This is a genomic window from Ruminococcus sp. 210702-SL.1.03, from assembly GCF_020559915.1.
Lineage (GTDB): Bacteria > Bacillota > Clostridia > Oscillospirales > Ruminococcaceae > YE71.
The window spans coordinates 97,667-121,678 of the sequence record NZ_JAJCLZ010000004.1 but is presented as its reverse complement, the minus strand read 5'-3'; the positions used below and the strand labels follow the sequence as shown (position 1 = coordinate 121,678).

General features: G+C 51.1%; 21 protein-coding genes. 1 reads left to right on the top strand and 20 read right to left on the bottom strand.

The annotated features are described in order from the left end of the window. Positions 1-68 precede the first annotated feature (68 nt). The 19 genes from LI114_RS03980 to spoIIP all read right to left on the bottom strand — a co-directional run bounded on the left by LI114_RS03980 (position 69) and on the right by spoIIP (position 22,800). The gene (locus LI114_RS03980) at positions 69-2,183 is read right to left on the bottom strand and encodes a polyribonucleotide nucleotidyltransferase (protein WP_227219522.1); all 2,115 of its coding nucleotides are present in this window, start codon (positions 2,181-2,183) and stop codon (positions 69-71) included. A 237-nt stretch (positions 2,184-2,420) separates the two neighbouring features. Continuing rightward, the gene (gene rpsO, locus LI114_RS03975) at positions 2,421-2,687 is read right to left on the bottom strand and encodes a 30S ribosomal protein S15 (protein WP_022127364.1); all 267 of its coding nucleotides are present in this window, start codon (positions 2,685-2,687) and stop codon (positions 2,421-2,423) included. A gap of 198 nt (positions 2,688-2,885) precedes the next feature. Then, a complete protein-coding gene (gene folD / locus LI114_RS03970) occupies positions 2,886-3,737 on the bottom strand; it encodes a bifunctional methylenetetrahydrofolate dehydrogenase/methenyltetrahydrofolate cyclohydrolase FolD (protein ID WP_227219520.1) in 852 nt (283 codons plus the stop codon). A gap of 19 nt (positions 3,738-3,756) precedes the next feature. Then, complete coding sequence (lgt, locus tag LI114_RS03965) at positions 3,757-5,118, bottom strand: prolipoprotein diacylglyceryl transferase (protein ID WP_227219518.1); 1,362 nt, start codon at positions 5,116-5,118, stop codon at positions 3,757-3,759. A 36-nt stretch (positions 5,119-5,154) separates the two neighbouring features. Further along, positions 5,155-6,432 carry an EF-P 5-aminopentanol modification-associated protein YfmH gene (gene yfmH, locus LI114_RS03960; RefSeq protein ID WP_227219516.1) on the bottom strand — a complete coding sequence of 426 codons (1,278 nt, stop codon included), beginning with the start codon at positions 6,430-6,432 and terminating at the stop codon, positions 5,155-5,157. Beyond that, a complete protein-coding gene (locus LI114_RS03955) occupies positions 6,425-7,717 on the bottom strand; it encodes a M16 family metallopeptidase (RefSeq protein ID WP_227219514.1) in 1,293 nt (430 codons plus the stop codon). Before LI114_RS03955 ends, yfmH begins: the two co-directional genes overlap by 8 nt. 107 nt (positions 7,718-7,824) lie before the next feature. After that, positions 7,825-7,995: a hypothetical protein gene (locus LI114_RS03950; RefSeq protein ID WP_022127369.1), complete on the bottom strand. Its 171-nt coding sequence runs from the start codon at positions 7,993-7,995 to the stop codon at positions 7,825-7,827. A 14-nt stretch (positions 7,996-8,009) separates the two neighbouring features. After that, positions 8,010-11,444, bottom strand: a complete 3,435-nt coding sequence (locus LI114_RS03945) for a DNA polymerase III subunit alpha (protein WP_227219512.1) — start codon at positions 11,442-11,444, stop codon at positions 8,010-8,012. Further along, positions 11,441-12,367 (bottom strand): DNA-binding protein WhiA, encoded by a 927-nt coding sequence (gene whiA, locus LI114_RS03940; RefSeq protein ID WP_022127371.1) that lies wholly within the window; start codon positions 12,365-12,367, stop codon positions 11,441-11,443. Before whiA ends, LI114_RS03945 begins: the two co-directional genes overlap by 4 nt. A 26-nt stretch (positions 12,368-12,393) precedes the next feature. Beyond that, complete coding sequence (rapZ, locus tag LI114_RS03935) at positions 12,394-13,251, bottom strand: RNase adapter RapZ (RefSeq protein WP_022127372.1); 858 nt, start codon at positions 13,249-13,251, stop codon at positions 12,394-12,396. A 34-nt stretch (positions 13,252-13,285) separates the two neighbouring features. After that, on the bottom strand, positions 13,286-14,203 hold the full coding sequence (murB, locus tag LI114_RS03930; RefSeq protein ID WP_227219510.1) for a UDP-N-acetylmuramate dehydrogenase: 918 nt from the start codon (positions 14,201-14,203) through the stop codon (positions 13,286-13,288). A gap of 22 nt (positions 14,204-14,225) precedes the next feature. Then, a complete protein-coding gene (locus tag LI114_RS03925) occupies positions 14,226-14,948 on the bottom strand; it encodes a phosphatase (protein ID WP_227219508.1) in 723 nt (240 codons plus the stop codon). A 19-nt stretch (positions 14,949-14,967) separates the two neighbouring features. Continuing rightward, positions 14,968-15,927, bottom strand: a complete 960-nt coding sequence (hprK, locus tag LI114_RS03920) for an HPr(Ser) kinase/phosphatase (protein WP_022127375.1) — start codon at positions 15,925-15,927, stop codon at positions 14,968-14,970. A 32-nt stretch (positions 15,928-15,959) separates the two neighbouring features. After that, on the bottom strand, positions 15,960-17,228 hold the full coding sequence (locus tag LI114_RS03915; RefSeq protein WP_227219506.1) for an aminotransferase class I/II-fold pyridoxal phosphate-dependent enzyme: 1,269 nt from the start codon (positions 17,226-17,228) through the stop codon (positions 15,960-15,962). A 29-nt stretch (positions 17,229-17,257) separates the two neighbouring features. After that, complete coding sequence (locus LI114_RS03910) at positions 17,258-18,034, bottom strand: GNAT family N-acetyltransferase (protein WP_227219504.1); 777 nt, start codon at positions 18,032-18,034, stop codon at positions 17,258-17,260. Beyond that, positions 18,031-19,056 (bottom strand): M42 family metallopeptidase, encoded by a 1,026-nt coding sequence (locus LI114_RS03905; RefSeq protein ID WP_227219502.1) that lies wholly within the window; start codon positions 19,054-19,056, stop codon positions 18,031-18,033. The genes LI114_RS03910 and LI114_RS03905 overlap by 4 nt, the downstream gene beginning before the upstream one ends. Beyond that, positions 19,056-20,078 carry a M42 family metallopeptidase gene (locus tag LI114_RS03900; protein ID WP_227219500.1) on the bottom strand — a complete coding sequence of 341 codons (1,023 nt, stop codon included), beginning with the start codon at positions 20,076-20,078 and terminating at the stop codon, positions 19,056-19,058. Before LI114_RS03900 ends, LI114_RS03905 begins: the two co-directional genes overlap by 1 nt. Before the next feature lie 12 nt (positions 20,079-20,090). After that, positions 20,091-21,482, bottom strand: coding sequence for a UDP-N-acetylmuramoyl-L-alanine--D-glutamate ligase (gene murD / locus LI114_RS03895; RefSeq protein ID WP_227219498.1), 1,392 nt, complete (start codon positions 21,480-21,482; stop codon positions 20,091-20,093). Between the two features lie 181 nt (positions 21,483-21,663). Next, the gene (gene spoIIP / locus LI114_RS03890; RefSeq protein ID WP_227219496.1) at positions 21,664-22,800 is read right to left on the bottom strand and encodes a stage II sporulation protein P; all 1,137 of its coding nucleotides are present in this window, start codon (positions 22,798-22,800) and stop codon (positions 21,664-21,666) included. A gap of 111 nt (positions 22,801-22,911) precedes the next feature. On the opposite strand from spoIIP, the gene LI114_RS03885 reads away from it, so the two are divergent. After that, positions 22,912-23,469 (top strand): M15 family metallopeptidase, encoded by a 558-nt coding sequence (locus LI114_RS03885; RefSeq protein ID WP_022127382.1) that lies wholly within the window; start codon positions 22,912-22,914, stop codon positions 23,467-23,469. A 38-nt stretch (positions 23,470-23,507) separates the two neighbouring features. Here LI114_RS03885 and LI114_RS03880 read toward each other — a convergent pair whose 3' ends face one another. Next, on the bottom strand, positions 23,508-23,945 hold the full coding sequence (locus tag LI114_RS03880; protein ID WP_022127383.1) for a hypothetical protein: 438 nt from the start codon (positions 23,943-23,945) through the stop codon (positions 23,508-23,510). Between the last annotated feature and the right edge of the window lie 67 nt (positions 23,946-24,012).

Below are 24,012 nucleotides of genomic sequence, written 5' to 3'. Positions count from 1 at the left end.
GTCAACAAAAACAGCCGCGCTGAGTATTATGCGCGGCTGAAATATGCTTTTTATCCGACCGATTCTTATCAGCCGTTTGCCTTTTTAGCGGCGATGTCAGCAAGAGCGTCCTTTCTCGAAAGGCTGATCTTGCCCTGATTATCGATGTCCATTACCTTAACAACTATCTCGTCGCCTACGGAAACTACGTCCTCTACCTTCTCTACTCTCGACTTATCGAGTTTGGAGATGTGTACAAGGCCATCCTTGCCGGGAGCGATCTCTACGAAAGCACCGAAGGTCTTGATGGAAACGACCTTACCCTTGTAGATAGCGCCGATCTCGGGATCGTTAGCGATGGTGTTGATGATGGATATAGCCTGATTTGCCTTATCGAGGTCAAGACCCGAAACGAATACGTTGCCGTCCTCGTTGATGTCGATCTTAACGTCGCACTCAGCGGAGATCTTCTGGATGACCTTTCCGCCCGAGCCGATAACTTCGCGAATCTTATCAACAGGAACCTTAGTAGTAAGCATCTTGGGCGCCCACTTATTAACAGTAGGACGAGGCTCGGGTATAGCCATGAGCATGATCTCGTCGAGTATGTAGTTGCGAGCCTTGTGAGTCTTAGCAAAAGCTTCCTTGATTATATCGTAGGTAAGGCCGTCTACCTTGATGTCTACCTGAATAGCGGTGATACCATTCTTAGTACCGCCTACCTTGAAGTCCATATCGCCGTAGAAATCCTCAAGACCCTGAATGTCTACCATAGTCATCCATTCGCCGTTTTCCTTAGTGATAAGTCCGCAGGAGATACCTGCAACGGGTGCTTTTATCGGAACGCCGGCGTCCATAAGAGCAAGAGTAGAGCCGCATATAGAGCCCTGCGAGGTAGAGCCGTTGGAAGAAAGCACCTCAGACACCATTCTTATAGCGTAAGGGAATTCTTCAACGGAGGGGATAACGGGCACGAGAGCCTTTTCAGCGAGCGCGCCGTGGCCGATCTCACGTCTTCCGGGGCCTCTTGAAGGCTTGGTCTCGCCTACCGAGTAGCTGGGGAAATTGTAGTGGTGGATATATCTCTTAGAGGTTTCCTCGTCGATCCCGTCGAGCTTCTGTGCGTCGCTTACAGGGCCGAGGGTGCAGATGGTGAGTACCTGAGTCTGACCTCTGGTGAAAAGTCCCGAACCGTGAACCTTAGGCAGCAGGCCTACTTCAGAAGCAAGCGGGCGGATCTCGTCAATCTTTCTGCCGTCTACGCGTTTGCCTTCGTACAGCCAGTTGCGAACGATCTTCTTCTGAAGCTTGTAAAGAACTTCGTCGAGCATAGCAGCCTGATCTGGATACTGCTCGTCGTACTTCTCATGTACAGCGTTGATGATGGGCTGAAGTCTTGCGTCGCGAACGTTCTTATCATCGGTATCGAGAGCGACCTTTACGTCCTCGCCTACCATAGCCTCGATCTCGTCGAAGAGGTCGTGGTCTATCTCCATCGACTGGAACTCGAACTTAGGCTTGCCTATCTCAGCTTTTATCTCATTGATGAAAGTTATCATCTTCTTGATCTCTTTATGACCCTCAATGATAGCGTTGAGCATGGTGTCATCGTCAACTTCGTCAGCGCCAGCCTCGATCATAACTATTTTTTCCATAGAGCCTGCAACAGTGAGGTTGAGGCGGTTATGGGTCTTCTGCTCAGCAGTAGGATTGAGCACGATCTCGCCGTCTACCAGGCCAACGCTTATACCAGCGATAGGGCCGTTCCAAGGAATATCGGAAATAGAGATAGCGATGGAAGCCGCGCACATACCCGCGATCTCGGGCGAGCAGTCGTGGTCAACTGCGAGAACTGTCATAACTACCGAAACATCGTTTCTCATATCTTTCGGGAAGAGGGGACGTATCGGGCGGTCTACCATACGCGAAGTGAGTATAGCCTTATCGCTCGGCTTACCCTCGCGTTTGGTGAAAGATCCGGGGATCTTGCCTACCGAGTAGAGCTTTTCCTCATAGTCTACCGAGAGGGGGAAAAAGTCGATGCCGTCTCTGGGCTTGGCCGAAGCGGTGACATTTGCCATAACGACAGTTTCGCCGTAGCGTACCCAGCAGGAGCCGTTTGCAAGTCCGCAGGTCTTGCCGGTCTCAACTATAAAAGGTCTGCCTGCGTATGTAGTTTCAAACTTTCTGTAATTTTCAAACATTTTGAGTACCATTTCCTTTCACAATTATTTTCAAGAAACGGTGAACCTCTGAACCATTAGCAATAAACACGGTCTGAAAAGCTAACCTCTCAAACTCTGTTTAATGCTAAGTTTCGGTCACCGTCGCTTGGCGCATATGCTCGTTTTTAGCGGTCGGTCGATCGAGTGTATGATCGTATAAAAACACGCAAAGGCAGCAGCGGATATTCTCCGCTCTGCCCACGTGTAATTAAGATCTTACTTACGAATGCCAAGTTTTTCGATAGTAGCTCTGTATCTTTCGATGTCCTTGGACTTGAGGTAGTTGAGGAGGTTTCTTCTCTTACCTACCATCTTAAGAAGGCCTCTTCTGGAGTGATGATCCTTCTTGTGTACCTTGAGGTGCTCGGTAAGGTCGTTGATTCTCTTAGTGAGAATAGCGATCTGTACCTCGGGCGAACCAGTATCGGTCTCGTGAGTTCTGTTAGCTTCGATAACAGCAGTCTTTTCGTCTTTTCTTAACATTTTTCTGTACCTCTTTCAAAAATATTTCCTGTAAGGAAGGCTATGGCAGGTAACATTCTCCGTCGGAGCGCAGCCCATAATCTGCCTTACGGATATGTTTCGCGCGCAAAGGCGCATATAACTATTTAATTATACACTGAAAAACACGATATGTAAAGGGCGTTCATAAAAAATTTACATATCTTCCCGTGTTTTTTCTCAAACGCCCTTATGCAGTTTGCCCGCGGTAAGAGTATTTTTCATCAGCATAGCGATGGTCATAGGGCCTACGCCGCCGGGAACGGGAGTGATGTAGCCGGCTTTTTCCTTGCAATCTTCGAAATCTACATCGCCGCAAAGCTTTCCGTTTTCGTCCCTATCCATACCAACGTCGATAACTACCGCGCCTTCTTTGACGTAATCGGCGGTTATCATCTTAGGTCTGCCGACAGCGGCTACGAGAATATCAGCCTGCGAGCACACCTCTTTAAGATCCTGCGTTTTCGAGTGGCAGATGGTGACCGTGCCACTCTCGTGCAGGAGAAGCATTGCCATAGGTTTGCCGACGATATTGCTTCTGCCGACTACCACGCACTTCTTTCCGCTTACCACAACGCCTGTTGAGTGTATCAGCTCCATAACGCCTGCGGGCGTGCATGGCAGGAAGCTGTAATCGCCAATCATTATCTTGCCGACGTTTACGGGGTGAAAAGCGTCAACGTCCTTATCAGGGCGGATATTGTTGATTATGAGCTTATCATCTAGGTGCTTAGGCAGGGGCAGCTGTACAAGTATGCCGTCAACGTTATCGTCGTTATTCAGCTTATCGACCAGCGCGAGCAGCTCTTCCTCGGTAGTTTCAGCGGGCAGAGCGTACTTGTATGAATTGAAGCCGACGTATTCACAAGCCTTTTCCTTATTTCTTACATACACCTGCGAGGCGGGGTCGTCGCCGACGATAACTACCGCCAGACCTATCTCAATGCCCTTAGCTTTCAGCTCAGCCGCCTCAGCCTTTATATTTTCCTTTACCTGAGCCGATACGGCTTTTCCGTCTATTATATTTGCCATCTTAATACGTTCCTTTCGCTTATTCTTTGGGCTTTTCATCAGCCTTTGCTTCCGCCGCTTCGGTTTCAGCTTCTTCGTCATCGTCGCCGAGGATAGAGGTATAATTTTCGTCCTCAGCCTCTTCCTCTTCGGTAACTATACCGCCGAATTTCTTTGCAAATTCATTTTTGAGCTTAGCGGCTTCGTCCTTTTTGCCCGCCTTTTCAGCTTCCTTTATCTTAGCTTTAAGATCTTTCTTTTCGGCGGCTATCTCGTCAGCCTTTTTCTTAGCGGCTTCCTTAGCAGTCTTGCCGAATTTTTCGTCATACTCTTTTTCAAGCTCGGCAAAGCTTTCGCCGCTTCTCTTAGCTTCGGCTATCTTCTTTTTCAGCTCTTTCTTAGCTTTCTCGTTCTCTTCGTAGCCCTCGAGCGCCGCTAACTGCTGCTTTGAAAGCTCGGTATCGCAGAAAAGCTTGTAATTAGAGCGCGAAGCCATGCTGCGGAAGATTATTATGAGCACGAGCGCGGTGAAAACGCAAGTACCTGCCACTAGCTGAGATACCCTTATGTTCGCGATATAGAGCGAGTCAGTTCTTGTAGACTCGATGAAAAATCTGCCAAGACCGTACAGACCTATATACATAAGGAAAACTTCGCCGTCGAATTTTCTGTGCTTAGTGAAGATATGCAGTATCACGAAGCAGATAACGCACCATATCGACTCGTATAGGAAGCAGGGGTGAACAGGGGCGTATGAAGACACCTGACCGCCCAGCTCGTCGAAATTCTCGGCGATGTAGGACATAGTTTTCGAGCTTATCATGCCCCAAGGCAAGTCGGTATTAGCGCCGAAAGCCTCCTGATTTACAAAGTTGCCCCATCTGCCTATGGCTTGCCCGATGAGGAAACAGGGCGCTACCACATCGAGCAGGGCTGTAAGTTTCAATCCGCGCAGTTTAGCAACAATGCCGCCGACCAAAACAGCGCCGATTATGCCACCGTAGATAGCAAGTCCGCCGTCGCGGTAACTAAAAAAGTCTTTGAAAGTTATGCTGTCATTAAAAGCGATATAGTAAGCCCTAGCGCCGAGTATCGCGCCGATAAAGCCCGCGATGATCGCGTCGGTGGCTCTGTCGGGATCTATTCCCATAGGCTTCATTTTTTTGAAGCCGTAAAGCATGGCGAGCAGTATGCCCACCGCTATCAGAAAGCCGTACCAGTATATCTCAAAATTCGTGCCGGGTATAGTAAACATTACTCTGTCGATAGTAATGCCCCTTTTCAGTATATTATCCGAACTTCCGAAATTCGGGAAATATACTTTATCGGGATTAGCCTTGATGGTTTCACGCATCTCGTCGCTTACCTTAGCGGCGGCATACATAAGCGTTTGTAGTGTCATTTTAAATTAGTCCTTTCGCGCGGCAATACCGCTCATTTATCTGATGATAGAGATAGCGCAGCGCTCTTCCGCAAAAAATTCATCGAGCGCAGCTTCTACATCTTCAAAGGTTATTTCAGCCAGCCTGCGCTCTGCCTCAAAAGCGTCAAGACCGTAGAAATAGAAAGCCAGCATATTTTCGGCGCAGCTTTCGGGATTATTCATCTCGCGCACAGCCGAGCCGTACTCTGCCTTTTTCAGCAGGTCGAAAGCCTCTCTGTCGAGCCCTTCGCACTTAGCCTTTTCGATATGCTCTAGCACGACATCTCGTACCTTTTCGGGCTGTTCAGACTGACCCGAGAGCACTAGCGAAAAGTAGCCCCTGCCGTCGAACACTTCCCTGCCCAGCTCGCCGTTTACCAAGCCCTCTTCCGTAAGGCGCTTGTACAGCGGCGACATCTTGCCTGCCAGCATCGAGAGCAGAATGTTCGCTTCAACCTCTTTTTTGACTATAACGTCATCAGCGTAAGGCGCGCATTTGAAGCCTATCGAGAATATCGGCACGCCAACCGAGAAATGTTCCTCGACAAGCGGCTTTACTGGCAGACTCGGCTCTTCGGGGAATTTTACCTCAAGGTTTATATCCTCGCAAGGCTTTAAATGCTCGTCACAGATAGCTATAACTTCGTCAACGTCGAGGTTGCCCGCCACCGCAAGCGCCATATTGTGCAGGTTGTAAAAAGCGTAATAACAGCGGTAAAGCAGCTCGGGCGTGATCTGCGCTATCGACTCTACCGTGCCCGCGATGTCGTTCTTCACGGGGTGTGCGGCGTACAGCGCGCCGAGCAGATTGAAAAAGCACTTTCTGTTCGGCAAGTCCATAGTCATTTTTATCTCCTGCCCGATTATGCCCTGCTCTTTGTCAACATTTTCCTGAGTGAAGTAGGGGTCTTGCACGAAGTCGAGCAGTATTTTCAGCGACTCGGCGTAATTTTCAGTGCAGGTGAAAAGGTATATCGTGTCCTCAAAGCCCGTCATAGCGTTGCCGTCAGCGCCGGTAGCGGCGTAAAGCTCGAAAACATCGCTGTCCTCGTTTTCAAAAAGCTTGTGCTCCAGATAGTGGGCGATGCCGTCGGGTACTGTAAGAAAATCGGCGTCCTCAGAAGTCTTGAAGCAGTTATTTACCGAGCCGTAATTTGTGCCGAACATAGCCGCAGTCTGCACAAAACCCTCCATCGGCGCAAGAAGCAGGTCAAGCCCCGACTTATGATGGACTATCTTGTAGCTTTCGCCCGTGCGCTCGTTCACTGCCGTTTCTATAGTAGTTTCACGCATATGCTTCGCCTCCTTCGGGGGTAAGTGTGTATACAGTATCCAGCTTGAAGTTTTTCAGCGACTCCAGCACGTCCTCGCGGCTGAGCGCCTTTATCAGCGCCGCCGCTTCGTCGGGCGAATACGCCGTGCCCCTAGCAAACTGGTAAAAGTACCAAAGATTTAGATTTTCAGCCGAATCGTAATTCGAGCGGATAGCGCCTATGAGGTATTTCTTGGTATTTTCAAGTTCTTCATCGGTAAAATCTCCGCCGCGCAGGGCTTCGAGCTGAGCGATTATCTCGTTGTAAGCTTTTTCCTCATTGCCCGGCTCTACACCGCTGTCCACAAGCATTGCCGCCTTGCACTCCACTATTCCCGACTGGCAGTAGTAGCAGAGCGAAAGTTTTTCGCGGACGTTCATAAAGAGTTTTGAGAAAGGCGTGCCGCCGTAAAGTTCGCAGGCGAGCCTATCGGCGTAGATATTTTTGCCCGCCGTCTTGAAGAACATTACGAGCTTCGACTGCGCCTGATCTATCTTTTCATCAGCGCGATGCGGCTCGGCTTTAAGCAGCGAATAGGCGTTGAGGTCGTGAATATCGGCGACTTCCGCCTTGCGCTCGGAAGCGAGCTTTACGAAAGCGTTTTTTACCAGCTTTTGCGCGCCCTTATTCGTACCGCCGCCGCAGAAGCTTATGCTGATAAACGCATTTTCCAGCAGTTCGCGGTGGCTCTCGGCTAACGCTGCGGAGGTCAGCGCGTTGGCGTTTTCCTCGCTGCCGAGCGGTGAAACAGCCGCAGGCTCGCCCGCAAAGGCTATATCGCGCGCTTTTGTGACAGCGTAGGTGTGCCTGTTATTGAAAGAGCTTTTTATCTTATCGATAAGCTGGCGTTTTTTCTGCTCGAAATATTCCCGCGGAAATTCGCCGTTAGTGATATCTGGCTCAAAAATGCAGCTAAGCAGCAGCTTTGCGCACTCTTCGGTGATATTCTCGCCGTTTATCGTGTATCTGTCGCCGATACTGCTCACCGCCAATCCGCAGCAGAGCGAATTGCCTAAGCGGTATGCGAAAGAGTTTACCGAAGCGCCGTAGAGCGAAGCGAGCTTTTTAGCCATATCAGCCTTATCGGGATATTCGCGGCAGCTTTCAGCCATAAGCGATACCAGCGCCGTATACTTTTGCGAGCTTTTCTCCTCCAGCGGTACTATGAAGCGAACAACTATCGACTCAGTATTGAATTTTTCATCCTCGCTGTGCGCTATCACAAGTCCGCGGCAGGGGCGCTCATAACTTGTATATAATGCCATATTCTGTTCTCCTGTTTCTCTTTGACTTGAATACAATTAAGCAACACTATTTATTATACCACAAGAAAGTTATTTTTTCCATACTTTTCACGAGAATTTCATCATATTCAGTTCTCGATAACGCTGTACTCGAAATTTTCCCAGTGCAGCTTTACACCCTCGTCGCTCTCTTCGGGTATCAGCGCTCGGGCTATATTCAGCTCTATGCCGCTGTTAAGGTCGCGCAGCAGGGCGTAATCGCCGTCTATTTTTTCAACTATATAATCTTTTGGTTCCATAGCTTTCTCTCCTTTCAGCCGCGCTTTTTCATAAAGCGCACGTTCTCAGCGCCAGCCGCCTGCCGCAGGTCTTCTATAAGTCCGCCGCTGATCTTTACGGTCGGCGCGCTCTTTAAACGTATCGAAGCATGCTTGTCCGCTAAATAGATTATCAGCGACCTGCCGTCCGGCGCGGCGTGCTTTTCGGCGGCTGACTTTACCCGCGCTAAAGCAGCTTTATCGTCTGAGCGCAGTTTTACGCATATATCCTTGCCCATACAGCTTTGAACGAAACGTTCGCCCGTTTCCACAAGCTCGGCTATAAGCTTCGCAGGTTCGTCGTCTTTAAGCGAAACTTTGCCGAAAACGTGAAGCACCGCGCCGTCTTTCAGAAGCGGCTGAGCGACCTCGTAAAGCGCGGGGAAGATTATAAATTCCGCCGTGCCAGACCTATCCTCGCCGTCGGCAAAGCACATAATAGCGCCGTTTTTGGTCTTGAACTGTTTTTTTCCTGTAAGACGTATCAAGATACCCGCAGGCGAGTCGTTTTTCAGCCTGCGGTCTGTATCGGCGAACATCTGCGCGGGCAGGCAGCCCTCGGCTTCGGCAAAAGGCAGGTAGCTATCGAGCGGGTGACCCGAAAGGTACAGCCCCGTTACCTCATACTCCATATCCAAAAGTTGAGTGCGCGAAAATTCATCGCAGCGCTCAACTATTGCCTGATGTTCATTGCCGCCCGAGGACATATCAAAGAAATCGAGCTGACCCTCTGCATTATCGCGGCGGCTGTACTGAGCCTGTTTGAGGATAGTTTCCACCGACATCAGCATCTCGCGGCGGTTGTTCGGAAAGCTGTCGAAAGCGCCGCTTTTTATCAGTGCTTCGCAGCCTTTTACAGTTATGCCAGTACCTGCCGCGCGTGTACAGAAGCTCTGCAAGGTGGTGAACGCGCCGTTTTCATCGCGCTCGGCCGTCAGCGCATTTATCACGCCCTCGCCCAGACCCTTGACCGCGAGAAGTGCGAAACGTATGCCCTGCGGCTCGGCTTTGAAACCGCCCACGCTCTTATTTATGTCGATAGGCAGTATCTCCAGCCCGCTGCGGCGAACGTCGGTGATGTAGTCGTAAAGCTTGTGCGGTTTTTCAAAAAGCGTTACCGTCATCAGCGAAGCCATGTATTCCTTATAATAGCGGCATTTCAGATACGCCGTTTGGTAAGCGATGGTAGCGTACGCGGCGGCGTGAGATTTATTGAAAGCGTATGAAGCGAAAGAGCTCATTTCGTCAAATATCTCGTTCGCTACATTTACGGGCACGCCGTTTGCGGCAGCACCGCAGCACTCATCGTCGCCGTAGATGAAAGTTCGCCGCTCGTTTTCAAGCACATCATGCTTCTTTTTCGCCATAGCGCGGCGAACAATATCCGCCCTGCCGTAAGAGTAGCCCGCCAGCGTGCGGAATATCTGCATCACCTGCTCTTGGTAAACGATACATCCGTAGGTGACCTCTAAAATATCTTTCAGCAGCGGGTGCTTGTAAGTTACTTTCGAGGGGTCGTGGCGGTTGCGGATATAGGTCGGGATAGAGTCCATCGGGCCGGGGCGGTATAGGGAAATCACGGCTATAAGGTCTTCTATTCGCTCGGGGCGCAGACGCATTACGGTAGATGTCATTCCCGCGCTTTCAAACTGGAAAACGCCCTGAGTTTTTCCGCGCGAGAACATATCGTAGACGGCGGGGTCGTCGAGCGGTATTGCGGAAATATCAAAATCCGGATTGCGCTTTTGTATCTGCTTTACGCACATATCTATTATCGTCAAGTTGCTTACACCGAGAAAATCCATTTTCAGCAGACCCAGCCGCTCCAGCACTGTCATGGTGTACTGCGTAGAGATCTGTCCGTCGCGCGCGTACAGCGGCACATATTCGCTGACGGGGTCTTTTGTGATAACTACGCCCGCGGCGTGAGTGCCTGCGTTTCGCGGCATATTTTCTATGCGCATGGCTGTTTCGATAAGCTCGTGTATCTGCGGGTCGCCGTTATACAGTTTGCGAAACTCGGGCGAATTTTCAAGCGAAGCGCGAAGCGACATACCGCCTATAACTGCCTTTGCCGCAACATCGCCCGTCTTATAAGGCAGACCCATCACACGCGCGCAGTCGCGCAAAGCCTGCTTCGCGCCCAACGTTCCGAAAGTTATTATCTGCGCCACATGGTCTGAACCGTAGCGACTGATGACGTAATCTATAACTTGCTGACGTTTCAGCGTACAGAAATCTATATCGAAGTCGGGCATGGAAACGCGCTCGGGGTTCAGAAAACGCTCGAAGATGAGCTGATAGCGAAGCGGGTCGATGTCGGTGATGCCTATACAGTAGGCGACTAAGCTTCCCGCGCCGCTTCCTCTGCCGCAGCCAACGGGTATATCGTGCGTTTTGGCGTAGTGCACGAAATCCCAGACTATGAGAAAATAATCGACGTAGCCCATCTGCGTTATCACCGAAAGCTCGTACTCGGCACGGTCGATATGCTCTTTCCGCGGCGTTCCATAGCGCTTTTGCAGACCTTTAAACGTCATATCGCGCAGGAATCTAACGTTATCATTAACGCCGCTGAAAGTTATCTTCGGCAGCTTTGTAACGCCGAATTCAAACTCAACGTTGCACATATCGGCAATCTTGACGGCGTTTTCTATCGCCTGCGGGCAGCTGCGGAAAAGCTCAGCCATCTCGTCGCCTGAACGGAGGTAGAAATCATCCGTCGGCAGCTCAAGCCTTTCGTTATCGTCAAGCGTTTTGCCTGTGTTTATGCACATCAGTATCTTCTGCGCGTAGCTGTCCTCGCGGCGGATATAGTGCACGTCGTTAGTCGCGCAGAGGGGTATGCCAGTTTCTCGCGAAAGGCGGATAAGCTGATTGAAAACAGCCATCTGCTCGGGAAAATCATGGCTCATTATCTCAATGAAATAATCCTCGCCGAAAATCCTGCGGTAGCGAAGCGCGACCTCTTTTGCGGAATTGAAATCGCCCGCCGAAAGCGCGCGAGAGACCTCGCCCGCCAGACATGCAGAAAGGCAGATAAGCCCCTCGCTGTACTTGCTGAGCAGCTCAAGATCTATGCGCGGACGGCGGTAAAAGCCCTCGGTATACGCAAGCGAAGCAAGCTTCGCGAGGTTGTGATAGCCCGTTTTGTTCTTGCAGAGAAGTATCAGATGGAACGTGCGTTCGTGCGGGTCTTTATTAAAGCGCGAATTTTCGGCAACGTAGACTTCGCAGCCGATTATCGGTTTTATGCCGACCTCTTTGCAGGCGTTATAAAACTCTACCGCCGCAAAGAGATTGCCGTGGTCGGTGACGGCGCAGGCTTTTTGACCCAGCGCTTTTGCGGCGGCGGCAAGCTCTTTTACGCGGCAGGCGCCATCTAGAAGCGAATATTCGCTATGGACGTGAAGATGAACAAAATCCGTCATTTTTCGCCCTCCGCACCGCGCAGCTCTTCCGCTATCTTAGCGAGCTTTTGCAGACGGTGGTTAGCGCCGGAGCGTGAGATGGGCGGGTCGAGTGCCGCGCCGAGGTCGCCGAGATTATAGTCGGGATTTTCGTAGCGCAGCATAGCGATCTCGCGCAAATTATCGGGCAGCGAGCCTATGCCCAGTTTTTCATCTATCAGCTCAATATCCGCTATCTGCTTTTCGGCGGCGCGGATAGATTTTTCTATATTGGCGTTTACGCAGTTTACCTCGCGGTTGATCTTATTGCGCATATCCTTGTAGATCTTTATGTTCATGAGGTCGAACGAAGCGGAGGTCGCGCCCATCATCGCTATCATGTCGATGATGTTTTCAGACTCTTTGAAATAAAGTATCTGCTTGCCCTTGCGCTCGACGTGCTTCGCCAACAGCTCGTAATTATCCAACAGCAAAAGCCCGAGGCTGTTGCAAAGGTGCAGCTCAGGCATTACAAATTCCATATGGTAATTTTTGTTTGGGTCACTGAGCGAGCCGCAGGCTAGGAACATACCCGCCGTCATGTACGGGTAAAGGCTCTTTTTCGGATAATTCGGCTTCGAGCAATGCCTGCCGTCCACGATATGGAAATGCTCCAGAAGCTTTGCGCGCTCCTCCGCGCCCTTTACCGTCAGCGAAAGCATAGCCGCGCCGCTGCCGCGGTCGGTACTGGTAAACTCTACGCTGTTTTCGCCGCAGATACGCTTTACGTTCAGCTCGAAAAAATCTGCTATCGTTTGCGTTTCGGTAAGCAGCGTTATCTCGTCTGCGCCAAGCTCGTTCGCGCAGAGCAATATCCCGAACAGACAAGCGTCAGCCTTCTGTACGGAATTTATCTTTGAAATAATCTCTTCTTTTACCTGTTTGGAAAAAGACTGCTCTGACATGATCTAAATGCCGACTCCTTTATTATTTAGTGATCTATATCGCGGTGCTTTACGCGTATCTTATGACCGTTTAGCGTTAGGTGGCGGGCTACTGCCTCGGCGAAAGTAACGCTGCGGTGCTTGCCGCCGGTACAGCCGAAAGCTATTACAAGCTGCGACTTGCCCTCTTTTTCGTAAAGCGGCAGTAGGAAATCTATAAGGTCGGTAAGCTTATTATAAAGCGTTTTAGCATCGTCGAATTTCATGACGTACTGCGAAACTTCGCTGTCAAGACCTGTTTTATGCTTCAGCTCGGGCACATAGAAAGGGTTCGGCAGACACCTTACGTCAAAAATAAGATCGCCCTCGGCGAAAACGCCGTATTTGAAGCCGAATGAGCGTATCTCTATGTGCATATGCTCGCTGTTATCCTCTTCAAAAATAGAATACAGCCTGCTGCGGAACTCTGAGGTAGAGTAATTTGAAGTGTCGATAAAATAATCGCTCATCGCTTTTGCCGACATAAGCAGCTCGCGCTCCATGCGTATAGCCTCGGTAAGGCTACCGCCAGCAAGCTCGTCAAGCGGGTGCTTTCTGCGCGTTTCCTTATACCGCCGCGCGATCACGTCGTCGAAAGACTCTAAGAAAAGTATTTTTAGATCTACATGAGCGGCGCGCAGATTTTGTATAGTATCCTGCAATTCAAGGAAGAAATCTCCGCCGCGCACGTCTACTACAAAAGCCGCTTTCTGTATCTTGCCCTCTGACTTCGCGCAGAGGTCGGTAAATTTTATTATCAGCTCAGGGGGGATATTATCTATACAGTAATAACCCATATCCTCCAGCACGTCGATAGCCGTAGATTTTCCCGAGCCTGACATTCCCGTTACTATTACAAACTGCATTTTTTCATTCTCTCCTTTCGCGCAAGCCGTATGGTCAGTCTGCCTTATAAGGTATTATCCTTACCTCGCACTCCAGATGAAAGCCCGTTTTTTCGTAAACGGTCTTTTGTATGTGCGCTATAAGTTCTTTTATATCGGCAGAGGTAGCGCCGCCTTTGTTTATAACAAATCCGCAGTGCTTTTCAGAGACCTGCGCGCCGCCTACTGTCGCACCGCGCAGACTGCAGTCCTGTATCAGCTTACCCGCGAACTGTCCCTCGGGGCGCTTAAAAGTAGAGCCTGCATTCGGGTACTCTAGCGGCTGTTTATCTTTTCTGCGCGCCATAAGCTCGTTCATCTTCGCTTCGATCTCCGCCTTATCGCCGTGCGCAAGCTTGAAGTCGCCGCTGACTATTATCTCATCAGTATGTGAAAAGCGTGATCTGCGGTATGTAAGCTCCAGTTGTGCGGGGGTGTAGGTGTGCAGTTCGCCGTTTCTATCCATAGCGGTAACGCTAACCAGCACGTCTTTCATCTCACCGCCGTAAGCTCCAGCGTTCATGTAAATACCGCCGCCTACGGTGCCGGGTATGCCGTATGCAAATTCCAGACCTCTCAGCCCGTTATCCAGCGCTACCCTGCAAAGGCGGCTCATAGCAGCGCCCGCCTGCGCGCGTATAGTGCAGTCGTCGAGCATAGTTATCTCAGAAAAATCACTGCCTATCAGCAGCACCGCGCCGTCAAAGCCTTCATCGGCGCAGAGCATATTCGAGCCTTTTCCCATCACTAGGGTACGCACGCCGTTTTCCGCAGCAAATTTTATCAGCTGCGAGAGGTCTTCGGCGCTTTTAGGCATTATCATGCAGGTGCAAGGCCCGCCTGTGCGGAAGGTAGTATGCGCGGAGAGCGGTTCGTTTTCGCAGACGCCGCAGCCCAGCTTTTCGGCGAGCGCGGCAAGAGCTTTTTCGTTCATTTATGTGTTACCGTTCCTTTCTTTATATCTTGCAGTCGGGGTGCTTTTTCAGCACATATTCGCGTATCTTCTCCCAGTCGGCGTTATAGACCAAGCGCATGGGGAAATCAAGTTCTTCTATCAGCTTTTCGGCGTGGGGTGTCTGACCTATCGCGTCGCAGAAATGGCAGTCGGTATTTACCACTACGGGTATCTCGTACTTCTTGCATATCTTGAGCGCTTCGGTGCAGCCTTTCAGCGAGCCTTTTTTGTTAAAGATAGAGTTTTCATTTATCTCTACTAACTTGCCGTACTCTTTGAAAGCTTTAAGGCATTTTTCCATATCGAATGGGTAAAGTGAGGTCGTGCAGTGACCTATAACGTCTATCGCGGGGTTTTTAGCCGCCGCGAGGTACGCCTTTGTGTGGGTATAATAATCCTTCGGCTCGAATGTCCAGCGGTGCATAGAAGCGACCACCCAGTCAAGCTTTTTCAGCAGCGAATGGTCAACGTCGAGAGTGCCCTCGGTATCTATTATATTCGCCTCAGTGCCTTTAAGCACATACACCCCGCATATCTTATCAGGCAGCGTAAAAAGATTTTCAAAGTGCCATATATGCGGCGAATCGGGCATATTTATCATATGGTCTGTCATAGCTATCGCTTTAAGTCCGTACTCAGCGGCGCACTGACAGTTTTCCTTTATAGTTGAGTAAGCGTGTGTAGAAGCTAACGTGTGCGTGTGAAGATCCGCTTCTATAATCATTTTTGTATCGACCACCTATTTACATAAGATCCCAGTTTTTAACTTTATCCTTTTTATCGAACTGCAGACCCAAGTTATCGAGCAGCTCCTGCGCGGCGTTATATCCCATTTTCTTCTGACGGTTGTTCATAGCCGCTACCTCGAGGATAACTGCGAGGTTTCTGCCGGGCTTTATAGGAATAGTAAGGCTGGGCACTTTTACGCCGAGAATGGTGGTAAATTCGTTATCCACTCCCATTCTGTCATATACCTTCTGAGAATCCCAAGGCTCCAGCTCTACTACCATATCTATCTTCTCAGTCACCTTAACTGCGCCCATACCGAAAAGGCGGCGCACATTTATAATACCTATGCCGCGTATCTCGAGAAAATGTCTTATATTATCGGGCGAAGAGCCGACCAAGCTCTTGCTGGAAACGCGGCGTATCTCTACTGCGTCATCCGCTACAAGGCGGTGTCCGCGCTTTACAAGCTCAATGGCTGTTTCAGACTTGCCGACGCCGCTTTCACCGACTATCAGCACGCCCTCGCCGTATATCTCTATCAGCACGCCGTGCCTTGTTATACGCGGCGCGAGCTGTACGTTCAGATAAGAGATGAGCGCCGCGATAAAAGCGGTGGTGCTCTCTTTAGTTCTTCCTATCGGTATCTCGTACTTTTTGGCAAGCTCTATCATCTCGGGGTAAAGCTCGTGACCTCTCGCCACCACGAACATAGGGATATGGGTAGCAAAAAGCGTTTCTATCTTCTTGTATCTTGTTTCTTCGTCAACGCTGGCGAGGTACGCAAACTCCATGTTTCCGCATATCTGTATACGCTCGGCGTTGAAGTATTCGTAAAAGCCCATTAGCTGCAATCCGGGACGGTTGCAGTCGTTATCCGATACCATTATCTCAGTAGAATCCTTCGGCGCATAAACAAGCTCTAACTGTAGCTCTTTTACTATGTCCGCAATGCTGACGGTAAATATCTCTGCCATAGCTCTTTTTCCTTTCTAATATAAGATGAATGTCAAATTTCTATCAGACCTCTGTTAAGAAGCTCCTGCGCGGCGGTGAGCACGCCCAGTTTGCCTGTCGGGTAAGTAAGTCCGCCCTGAAGCCACGCGGCAAAAGGCTCTCTTATCGGCGCGTCTGCCGAAAGCTCTATCGAAGCGCCCATTGTGAAAGCACCTGCCGCCATTATCACCTTGCTGTCGTATCCGGGCATATCCCATGCTTCGGGGGTGCAGTAAGCGTCTACGGGCGAGCCTTTTTGTATGCCCTGACAAAATGCCGTAAGGCGTTCCTCATTTTCCAGACATATAGAGGAGATTATATCCGTGCGGTGATCGTCGGCGGCAGGGAAAGTCTTAAAGCCCAGCTGCTCGAACAATGCGCAGGCGAAAACGCCCGTTTTGAGCGCGTTTGCGGTGACCTCGGGCGACATGAAAAAGCCCAGCAGCATCTCTCTGCTCTGGTTAAGCGTACAGCCTACCTCTTTGCCGACGCCCACGCAGGCAAGTCTGTCGGCGCAAAGCTCTACAAGGTCTTTTCTGCCGCAGATATATCCGCCGGTAGAAGCTATACCGCCGCCGGGGTTTTTTATCAACGAGCCCATTATGAGGTCTGCGCCTACCGCGAGCGGCTCGCGCTTTTCCACAAATTCACCGTAGCAGTTATCCACCATTATTATGATGTTAGGCTCGGCGCTGCGGGCGGCTTTAATTATCTGCTCTATAACGTCTATCGTGAAAGATGGACGCAGCGAATACCCGCGCGAACGCTGGATATAACCGACCTTTTTGCCCTTTGCGCGCTCGACTATCTCCGCGAGGTCGGGCGTGCCGTCATCAAGCAGATCTACCTGCTCATACTTCACGCCGAAATCTTTCAGCGAGCCTCTTCCCGCCTCGCCGCGTATGCCGATGACCTCTTCCATAGTGTCATATGGGCTGCCCGTGAGCGAAAGCATGGTATCATTCGGGCGAAGCACGCCGAAAAGCGCGGTAGAGAGGGTATGCGTACCGTTCACAAAATTGTGGCGGACTACTGCGTCCTCGCCGCCAAACGCCTGCGCGTAAACAGCATCGAGCGTTTCCCTGCCAATATCGCCGTAGCCGTAGCCCGTAGTGCCTTTAAGGCAAGACTCGCTGACTTTGTTGTTGATAAAGGCTTTGAGCACCTTAGCTCCATTATACTCGGCGGTCTTATTTATCTCGCCGAAGCGCTTTTCGGCGACTTGCTCAGCCTTTTCCGCAAGCGCGGCAAGTCTAGGGTCTATATTGAAAAAATCTGTCATTTTAATTATCCTTTGTTATGTATTATCCCTTATGTATTGTCCCTTAGTTCAAAAACTTCGTCCTGCGAAACTGCCGCAAAACCTATCTCGCGGTAATAGCTTACGCGGTGCGGTCGCGCAAGCAGACGGACATCGTAACCGTCGTTCGTCAGGCGCTCGCCTATCCAATAAAGCAGGCGGCGGGCGTAATAGTGTCCGCGGTATTCGGGCAGGGTGGCGACGTGACCTATCAGCGCGGTCTTGTCGATTATATACTGTATAGTCGCGGTAGTGCATCCGCCCATCATGAAAGACTGCGAAAGTCCGCGGCGCACGCGGTGAGAAGTATCGGTGAGCCAAAGCTCGTAGCAATCTGCCAGCGCGGGAAACGACTCTTTCAGAATAGCGTAAACATCGTCCAGCGGCGGACATTCGTTCACGTCGAGCGCGGGCAGTTCGCCGCGGGCGCTGTACGCGAACTCGGTGCGCAGCTCAGAGGAATAGTCTTTGCCTATCAGTCCGCGCAGCGTTTCGGCGTAGCGCGGGTCAAGCTCTACCGAATACGGCGAATTCATAAGTATAAAATGCGCAAGCTCCTCCACCTCGGCGGCAGTGAGCGACTGCCCCGTTATATCGGCGCACATCATCGCCGCGTTGAAAATGGAGATAAGCGTTACCGCCTGTCCCCCGCGCCGAAGAACGTAAAAGCGCGCAAAATCATATTTGATCGAATATGCGGCGAAATGCGAACGTATACGCCGCGCGTAATGGTTCGGCTTCAGCTTTTCAAAAAGCTCTGTTTCGCCCTCGGTAAGCTGACTTATCATAGCTCTTGCATCCGTTTCAGTAAATTTTTAGTTAGCAGATAAGCGTTCTCTAAATCGCTCTCAGCTATCACGCAGGAGGGCGAATGCAGGTATCTGCATGGCAGTGAGATCGCGGCGGTGCGCACTCCCCCGCGTGCGAGCGAGATAGCGCCCGCGTCATTGCCGCCCGCCACCATAGTCTTTGTCTGGCAGGGTATATCCAGCCCGCGCGCGGTATCGAAAGCCAGCGCGTAAAGCTGCTTATCATATATCGTGCGCCTGTCCATATAGGAAACAACAGGGCCTTTGCCGACCTCGCAAACGCGCTTTTCGCCCGCCGCCGAGGGTATATCCGCCGCGGTGGTAGACTCAAGCACTATCGCCATTTCGGGGTCAACGGTAAAAGCCGCAGCGCCCGAACCGCGCAGACCTACTTCTTCCTGAACTACGAAGGTGAAGCAGGTATCGTACTCAAGCTCTTCATCTATAAGCGCAAGCATTATCGCGCAGCCCGCTCTGTCGTCTATCGCGCGCGCTTTTATCATGCCCTCACCGAAGCGCATAAAGCGCGAATCGAAGATCACGCTTTCGCCGAGCGGGATATGATTCTGCGCTTCCTCGCGCGAGGAAAAGCCTGCGTCGATCACAAGTTCACTTTCCTGCGGCGCTGCCGAGCGCTCAGCCTCGGAAAGATTATGGACAGCCTTTCCGCCGATAACGCCGAGAAGCCTATCTTTTCCGATAAGCACGCGTTTGCCGTAAAGCACGCGCGGGTCTACGCCTCCCACCGTTGAAAATTTCAGAGTGCCGTCGGCGTTGATGTAGGTGACTATCAGTCCTACTTCGTCCATATGCGCCGAGATCTGCACGCGGTGAGGAGCGCGCTTCGCGCCCTTTTTGTAAGCTATGACGTTGCCTAGGTTATCTATACTATACTCGCATTTGCGCTCCAGCTTTTTGCAGATGTACTCCGCAACATCGCCCTCATCGCCCGAGATACCGCCCAGCGTGCAAAGCTCTTCCAATATTTCAGCAAGCTTCATCAGAAAAGCCCCCTTTCGCAGAAAGCCGCAGCCAGACGCGCGGTGTTTTCAATATCGCCGAGGTAGGCAGCTTCTACGGGCGTGTGCATATTGCGTATCGGTATCGAAAGTGTACAGGCGGCAGAGCCTTTACCAGCAGCCGCGGCTTCGTCAGCGTCGGTGCCAGTTCTTCCGCCCATCACTTCTATCTGATATGGAAGCTGCTCGGTCTTAGCCGTTTCGATGAGCGCATTTGAGAGCCTGCGCGAGAGCACGGGCGAAATGCCTATCATCGCTCCCCCGCTGACCTCGCCGGTATCTTCATCCGACTCGCCGTGCACTCTGCCGAACGAAACGTCCATTATCAGCGAAATATCAGTCTGCTCGCAGAAAGCCGTTACCTTAGCCCCGCGCGAGCCTACCTCTTCGCCCGAGCACACCGCCGCCGAGATATTGTAGGCGGTATCCCTGCCTTTCAGCAGGTCAAGCGTGCGGATAAGCGCGCAAACGCATGCGCGGTCGTCGAGCGCTTTAGATGTCACCAGCCCGCCCATATCGGCGAGGGTATTTTCTATCAGCACTCTGTCGCCCAACGAGATAAGCTCTTTTGCGCGCGCGCCGCTCAGACCCGTATCTATATACAGATCATCGAGTTTCGCCGCCTTTTTATGCTCGGTCTGTAAATGCGGGGGAACGCTCGTCACCACGCCGATGAGCTTTTCTTTGCCGTAGATCGTGACCTCCGCCGCTGGCAGAACGCGCTCGTCTATTCCGCCGCTCTTTGAAACGCGCAGAAAGCCGTCGTCCGTAATGTGATTTACTATCATGCCTATCTCGTCGATATGCGCTTCTATCATTACAGTGGGCTTGTCCGCAGTGTGGCTGCCGACTTTGCAGATCACGTTATTGAAAGCGTCGGTCTGCGTTTCGCCGTAAGCCGAAAGGTACTTTGCGCACACAGCCGCCGCGTTTTCCTCCGTTCCCGAAACGCCGTCGGCGGCGCAAAGGGCGGAGAGCATATTTTTAAGTTCAGATCTATCCATATCGACCGCAGATCAAAGCTCGTTTACAAGGCGCTTGAAATGCTTTCCTCTTTCCTCAAAATTTACATACAGATCAAAGCTCGCGCTGGCGGGCGAAAGCGAAACTACATCGCCCGGCTTTGAAAGGATATTCGCCTGCTCTACCGCTTCCTCGAGCGTTTTCACGCGAACTATTTTAAGTCCGCTCTCGGGGTACAGCGGCGAGGAGGTAACTGCTTTTTCTATCTTAGGGCCAGTCGCGCCAAGCAGGATAAGTATTTTTACCTTTTCGTTTACGGTATCGGCCATAGGCTCGTAAGGTATCTTCTTATCATATCCGCCCGCGATGATTATTATTTTCTGGTCGAAGGAATTTAAGCCCGCCATAACGCGCGTCGGGCTAGTGGCGATGGAGTCATTGTACCACTTCACGCCGTCTACTTCGCGGACGAACTCTATTCTGTGCTCTACGCCGCCGAAAGTCATAGCGGTGTTCACGATGCTTTCGATAGATACTTCGCCCCATACTGCCGAGATCGCAGTAAGGTAGTTATCCACATTATGGATGCCGGGTATGCGTATATCTTCCTTATGGACTATCTCGGTAACTTTTCCCTTGTCGATATAGCAGAGCATACCGTCGTCGCGCAGGAAAGCTCCGCGGTCGGTGTTGCCCGAGAGGGAAAATTTAACGAGCGTGCCGCGTACCATTGGCGCAAGCTTCATAGTTTCCTCGTTATCCGCATTGAGTACAGTTTTCGAAAAAGCGTTCTGATGGCGGATAAGATTGCACTTAGCGTCGATGTACTCTTCCATAGTGCCGTGAACATCGAGGTGGTTTGGCGAGATATTGGTTATAACGGCTACGTCGGGCGACTTGCGCATAGAGATGAGCTGGAAGCTCGAAAGCTCTACTACCGCAGCGTCGGTCTCGCTCATAGTTTCAACTATCGGCAGCAGTGCTTTGCCTATATTGCCGCCGAGGTGCACTCTCTTTCCCTCAGCCTTTAAGAACTCGCTGATAAGGGTGGTGGTGGTGGTCTTTCCGTCAGAACCGGTCACAGCGTAAAGCTTGCAGGGGCAGAGGTCGAAGAATACCTCCATCTCGGAAGTAACTACCACGCCCGCCTCGCGCGCCTTGGTAAGCATCGGGTTATTGAAATACATACCAGGGGTACGGAAAACAATATCGCAGTTGAACATTTCGTCGAGGTAATTATCGCCGAGCGAAAACTCAGCGCCCTTTGCCGAAAATTCGCTGTAAAGGTCTTCGGGGAAATGGTCCTCGTCCTTTTTATCAAGAATAACTACTTTTATGCCCTTGGAAAGAAATACGCGTATCAGCTGGGTGTGGCTAACGCCCGTACCGATAAAGCCTACTCTTTTATCTTTGATCGAAGTGAAAAATCTCTGTGCCTTTGTCATTAGCAACTATCTCCTTTTCTGCCGTACTGCGGCAAAGTAATTATGTATCAAGCCTATAGCATACATACTCTATTATATTATATAACAAATGCGGCGAAATAGCAAGGGCTTATCATGAAAATTAACAACTTTTCATTCAAAACAAAAAAGCCCCGCTGAAAACGGGGACGTTTCTGCACATCTATTCCGCTGTAAAAAGCTCTGCGAGGGCTTTTCCTATCAGCTCGCCGCTGTATTTTGCCTGCTCAAGCGTATTGCCGTGGCTGCCGACCTCTATCAGCAGCGAACCGGAAGTAAGATCTTGATTGTAAAATCTGTAATCAAAAAGTATCGGGCGGGTAAGACCAGAAAAAAGCGTTTCGGATTCCGACTGCAATTCGCAGGCGAAGCGAAAGTTATCCATATAATTCGGCATATCCATAGTGCCGTCATCGCAGCCCGAGATAATCATTATCTGCGCAGCTTCCCTGCCGTCTATCTCGGCTACGGGCGCCAGGCGCACGCCTTCGGCTGTTTCTATGCCGTCGCGGTGAATGTCGAGCGCTACTTTTACCGATGGGTACTCCTCAAGCAGCTCGCTGACCGTCTGTCGGCTGGAATCATACGCCGCGTCGTAGCTGGGGTAATCGTGCACTAATGTATCGTGGATAACGGTTATCCCGCTCTCTTCAAGTTGTCGGCATATCTCGTCGCCGACGGCTGTCATGTTCTTATCAGGCTCTGAGGTCTTTCCGCCGAAATCGCTGTCGTACCAATCTTTATCTTCAAGCTCAAAGCTTTCGGTGGTGTGGGTGTGGTAGATAAGAACCTGCGGCTCTTCCGTGCCTGTTTCTATCTCAAACACCCTGCCTTTAGTGCTGTTTTCGAGAAGTTCGGAATTATCTAAAGACGTGCAGTTTCGCACCTGTCCGCCGTCTGCGAGGTCAAAATACTGCTCGCCGCTGTATGCGCCGAAATTGTTCTTTTCTATAACGCCGTCGTGGTCGGCGAGGTCAGTAGGGTAAGGCAGAGCGTTTATCACGTCAGCTGAGGGCATAGGCGTAGGTATCTCAGCGCCCTGCGGCAGGCGTATCTCCACCTCTTCGGGCGCGGCTTCCATATCGCGCGCGGTAGAGCCTATCATATCGCTGTGCGCCGCGGAAAATGCTGTCTGCGGGACGGCTGCCTTTGCCGAAATATCCATCTCGCGCGCTGCCGAGTACGCCGCCGCGCTTGAAAACGCAGGTGCGAGCTTTGCCCCCTCTGAAACGCCGAAAGGCACTACCGCGCAGGAGATCACCACCGCGAGCGACCATTTGCAGGTCTTTTTCATATCCATTACCGTTATCCTCCTTAATATTCTGATACTGAGTAATACTATGCGGTATCAAAAGCGAATATTACAGCATATATATAATATAATGCAGTATATTAACAGGAGGAATAGAAAATGGACTATCTTATTCTTGTAGACAGCGTAAGTCCTGTACCGAAAGACTTCGCGCCGCAGTTAGAGGAGGTCGGCACGGTGAAGATGGAAAAGACCGCCGCGGAACACTGCCGAGAGATGCTGCGCGCCGCCGAAAGCGATGAAGTTGTGATAAAAGTGCTTTCCGCTTACCGCACGCCCGAGTATCAGCAGCAGCTTTGGAACAGAAGCGTGGCGGAGTATATGTGCAGCGGCGAAACGCCTTCGGCGGCGGAAAAGCTCACTGCGCGCTATCTCGCGAAGCCTATGCACAGCGAGCACCACACTGGTCTTGCCTGCGACCTATGCTCGCCCGACTGGGACGACACGCAGGACGATTTTTACGCTACCGAGCAGGGGCGCTGGCTATGCGTGAACGCTTGGAAATACGGCTTTATACTGCGTTATCCGCGCATGAAAGAGCACATTACGGGCATAGCCTACGAACCATGGCACTACCGCTATGTCGGCAGAGAACACGCTGAGGTGATACGCCGAGAGGGGCTTACGCTGGAGGAATATCTATACTACTACAAATAAAAAGCGGCTGTCCATATGCGGCAGCCGCTTCTGTGTTATTAGAGATAGCGTTTTACATCGCTGCAAAGCTTTTCCTCGCAGCGTATGACTTTTTTGGCAAGGCTCACGGCGGCGGAGTCGGCGTGCTTATACTGATTTATATACTTATTCAGCGTTTTTACTCCCATATTGCAGCCGTCGGTAACAAGCCCTGCAGCGGTCTTGTCGCCCGGCTCGGCAGCCATTTTCACGTTGGTCTTCATCCAGCTCATGGCTTTGGCGGCGAGGTGAGGCTCTTTAGTATCAGCGCCGTACTCCAGCAGCAGCCTGTGCGCTTCGTCGCCCAGCTCGTCATGCTCCGCCTTTGAGTCGTGCATAACCGCGCGCAGGCGCTCGTCGCGAATGTCTGAGATCATCTCTTCCAGCGTGGAAACGCCCATCTGTATGCCCGCGTTAGTTTCTTTCAAAAGCCCTATGGATTCCTGTTTATTGCTCATATAAGATCGCTCCTTTTTGATTACTGTATGTAGTATTATCAAAAAGGAGCGGTTTTATAACTTATAT

Bases quoted from the DNA above. Each gene is read 5' to 3' on its own strand.
- murD (WP_227219498.1), bottom strand. From the start codon at position 21,482: ATGACAAAGGCACAGAGATTTTTCACTTCGATCAAAGATAAAAGAGTA.
- LI114_RS03885 (WP_022127382.1), top strand. From the start codon at position 22,912: ATGGACTATCTTATTCTTGTAGACAGCGTAAGTCCTGTACCGAAAGAC.
- folD (WP_227219520.1), bottom strand. From the start codon at position 3,737: ATGGCAAATATAATAGACGGAAAAGCCGTATCGGCTCAGGTAAAGGAA.
- LI114_RS03900 (WP_227219500.1), bottom strand. From the start codon at position 20,078: ATGGATAGATCTGAACTTAAAAATATGCTCTCCGCCCTTTGCGCCGCC.
- LI114_RS03945 (WP_227219512.1), bottom strand. From the start codon at position 11,444: ATGACGGATTTTGTTCATCTTCACGTCCATAGCGAATATTCGCTTCTA.
- LI114_RS03880 (WP_022127383.1), bottom strand. From the start codon at position 23,945: ATGAGCAATAAACAGGAATCCATAGGGCTTTTGAAAGAAACTAACGCG.
- hprK (WP_022127375.1), bottom strand. From the start codon at position 15,927: ATGGCAGAGATATTTACCGTCAGCATTGCGGACATAGTAAAAGAGCTA.
- LI114_RS03905 (WP_227219502.1), bottom strand. From the start codon at position 19,056: ATGAAGCTTGCTGAAATATTGGAAGAGCTTTGCACGCTGGGCGGTATC.
- lgt (WP_227219518.1), bottom strand. From the start codon at position 5,118: ATGACACTACAAACGCTTATGTATGCCGCCGCTAAGGTAAGCGACGAG.
- LI114_RS03915 (WP_227219506.1), bottom strand. From the start codon at position 17,228: ATGACAGATTTTTTCAATATAGACCCTAGACTTGCCGCGCTTGCGGAA.
- murB (WP_227219510.1), bottom strand. From the start codon at position 14,203: ATGAACGAAAAAGCTCTTGCCGCGCTCGCCGAAAAGCTGGGCTGCGGC.
- LI114_RS03910 (WP_227219504.1), bottom strand. From the start codon at position 18,034: ATGATAAGTCAGCTTACCGAGGGCGAAACAGAGCTTTTTGAAAAGCTG.
- LI114_RS03950 (WP_022127369.1), bottom strand. From the start codon at position 7,995: ATGGAACCAAAAGATTATATAGTTGAAAAAATAGACGGCGATTACGCC.
- LI114_RS03955 (WP_227219514.1), bottom strand. From the start codon at position 7,717: ATGGCATTATATACAAGTTATGAGCGCCCCTGCCGCGGACTTGTGATA.
- rapZ (WP_022127372.1), bottom strand. From the start codon at position 13,251: ATGCAGTTTGTAATAGTAACGGGAATGTCAGGCTCGGGAAAATCTACG.
- whiA (WP_022127371.1), bottom strand. From the start codon at position 12,367: ATGTCAGAGCAGTCTTTTTCCAAACAGGTAAAAGAAGAGATTATTTCA.
- spoIIP (WP_227219496.1), bottom strand. From the start codon at position 22,800: ATGGATATGAAAAAGACCTGCAAATGGTCGCTCGCGGTGGTGATCTCC.
- LI114_RS03925 (WP_227219508.1), bottom strand. From the start codon at position 14,948: ATGATTATAGAAGCGGATCTTCACACGCACACGTTAGCTTCTACACAC.
- LI114_RS03980 (WP_227219522.1), bottom strand. From the start codon at position 2,183: ATGTTTGAAAATTACAGAAAGTTTGAAACTACATACGCAGGCAGACCT.
- rpsO (WP_022127364.1), bottom strand. From the start codon at position 2,687: ATGTTAAGAAAAGACGAAAAGACTGCTGTTATCGAAGCTAACAGAACT.
- yfmH (WP_227219516.1), bottom strand. From the start codon at position 6,432: ATGCGTGAAACTACTATAGAAACGGCAGTGAACGAGCGCACGGGCGAA.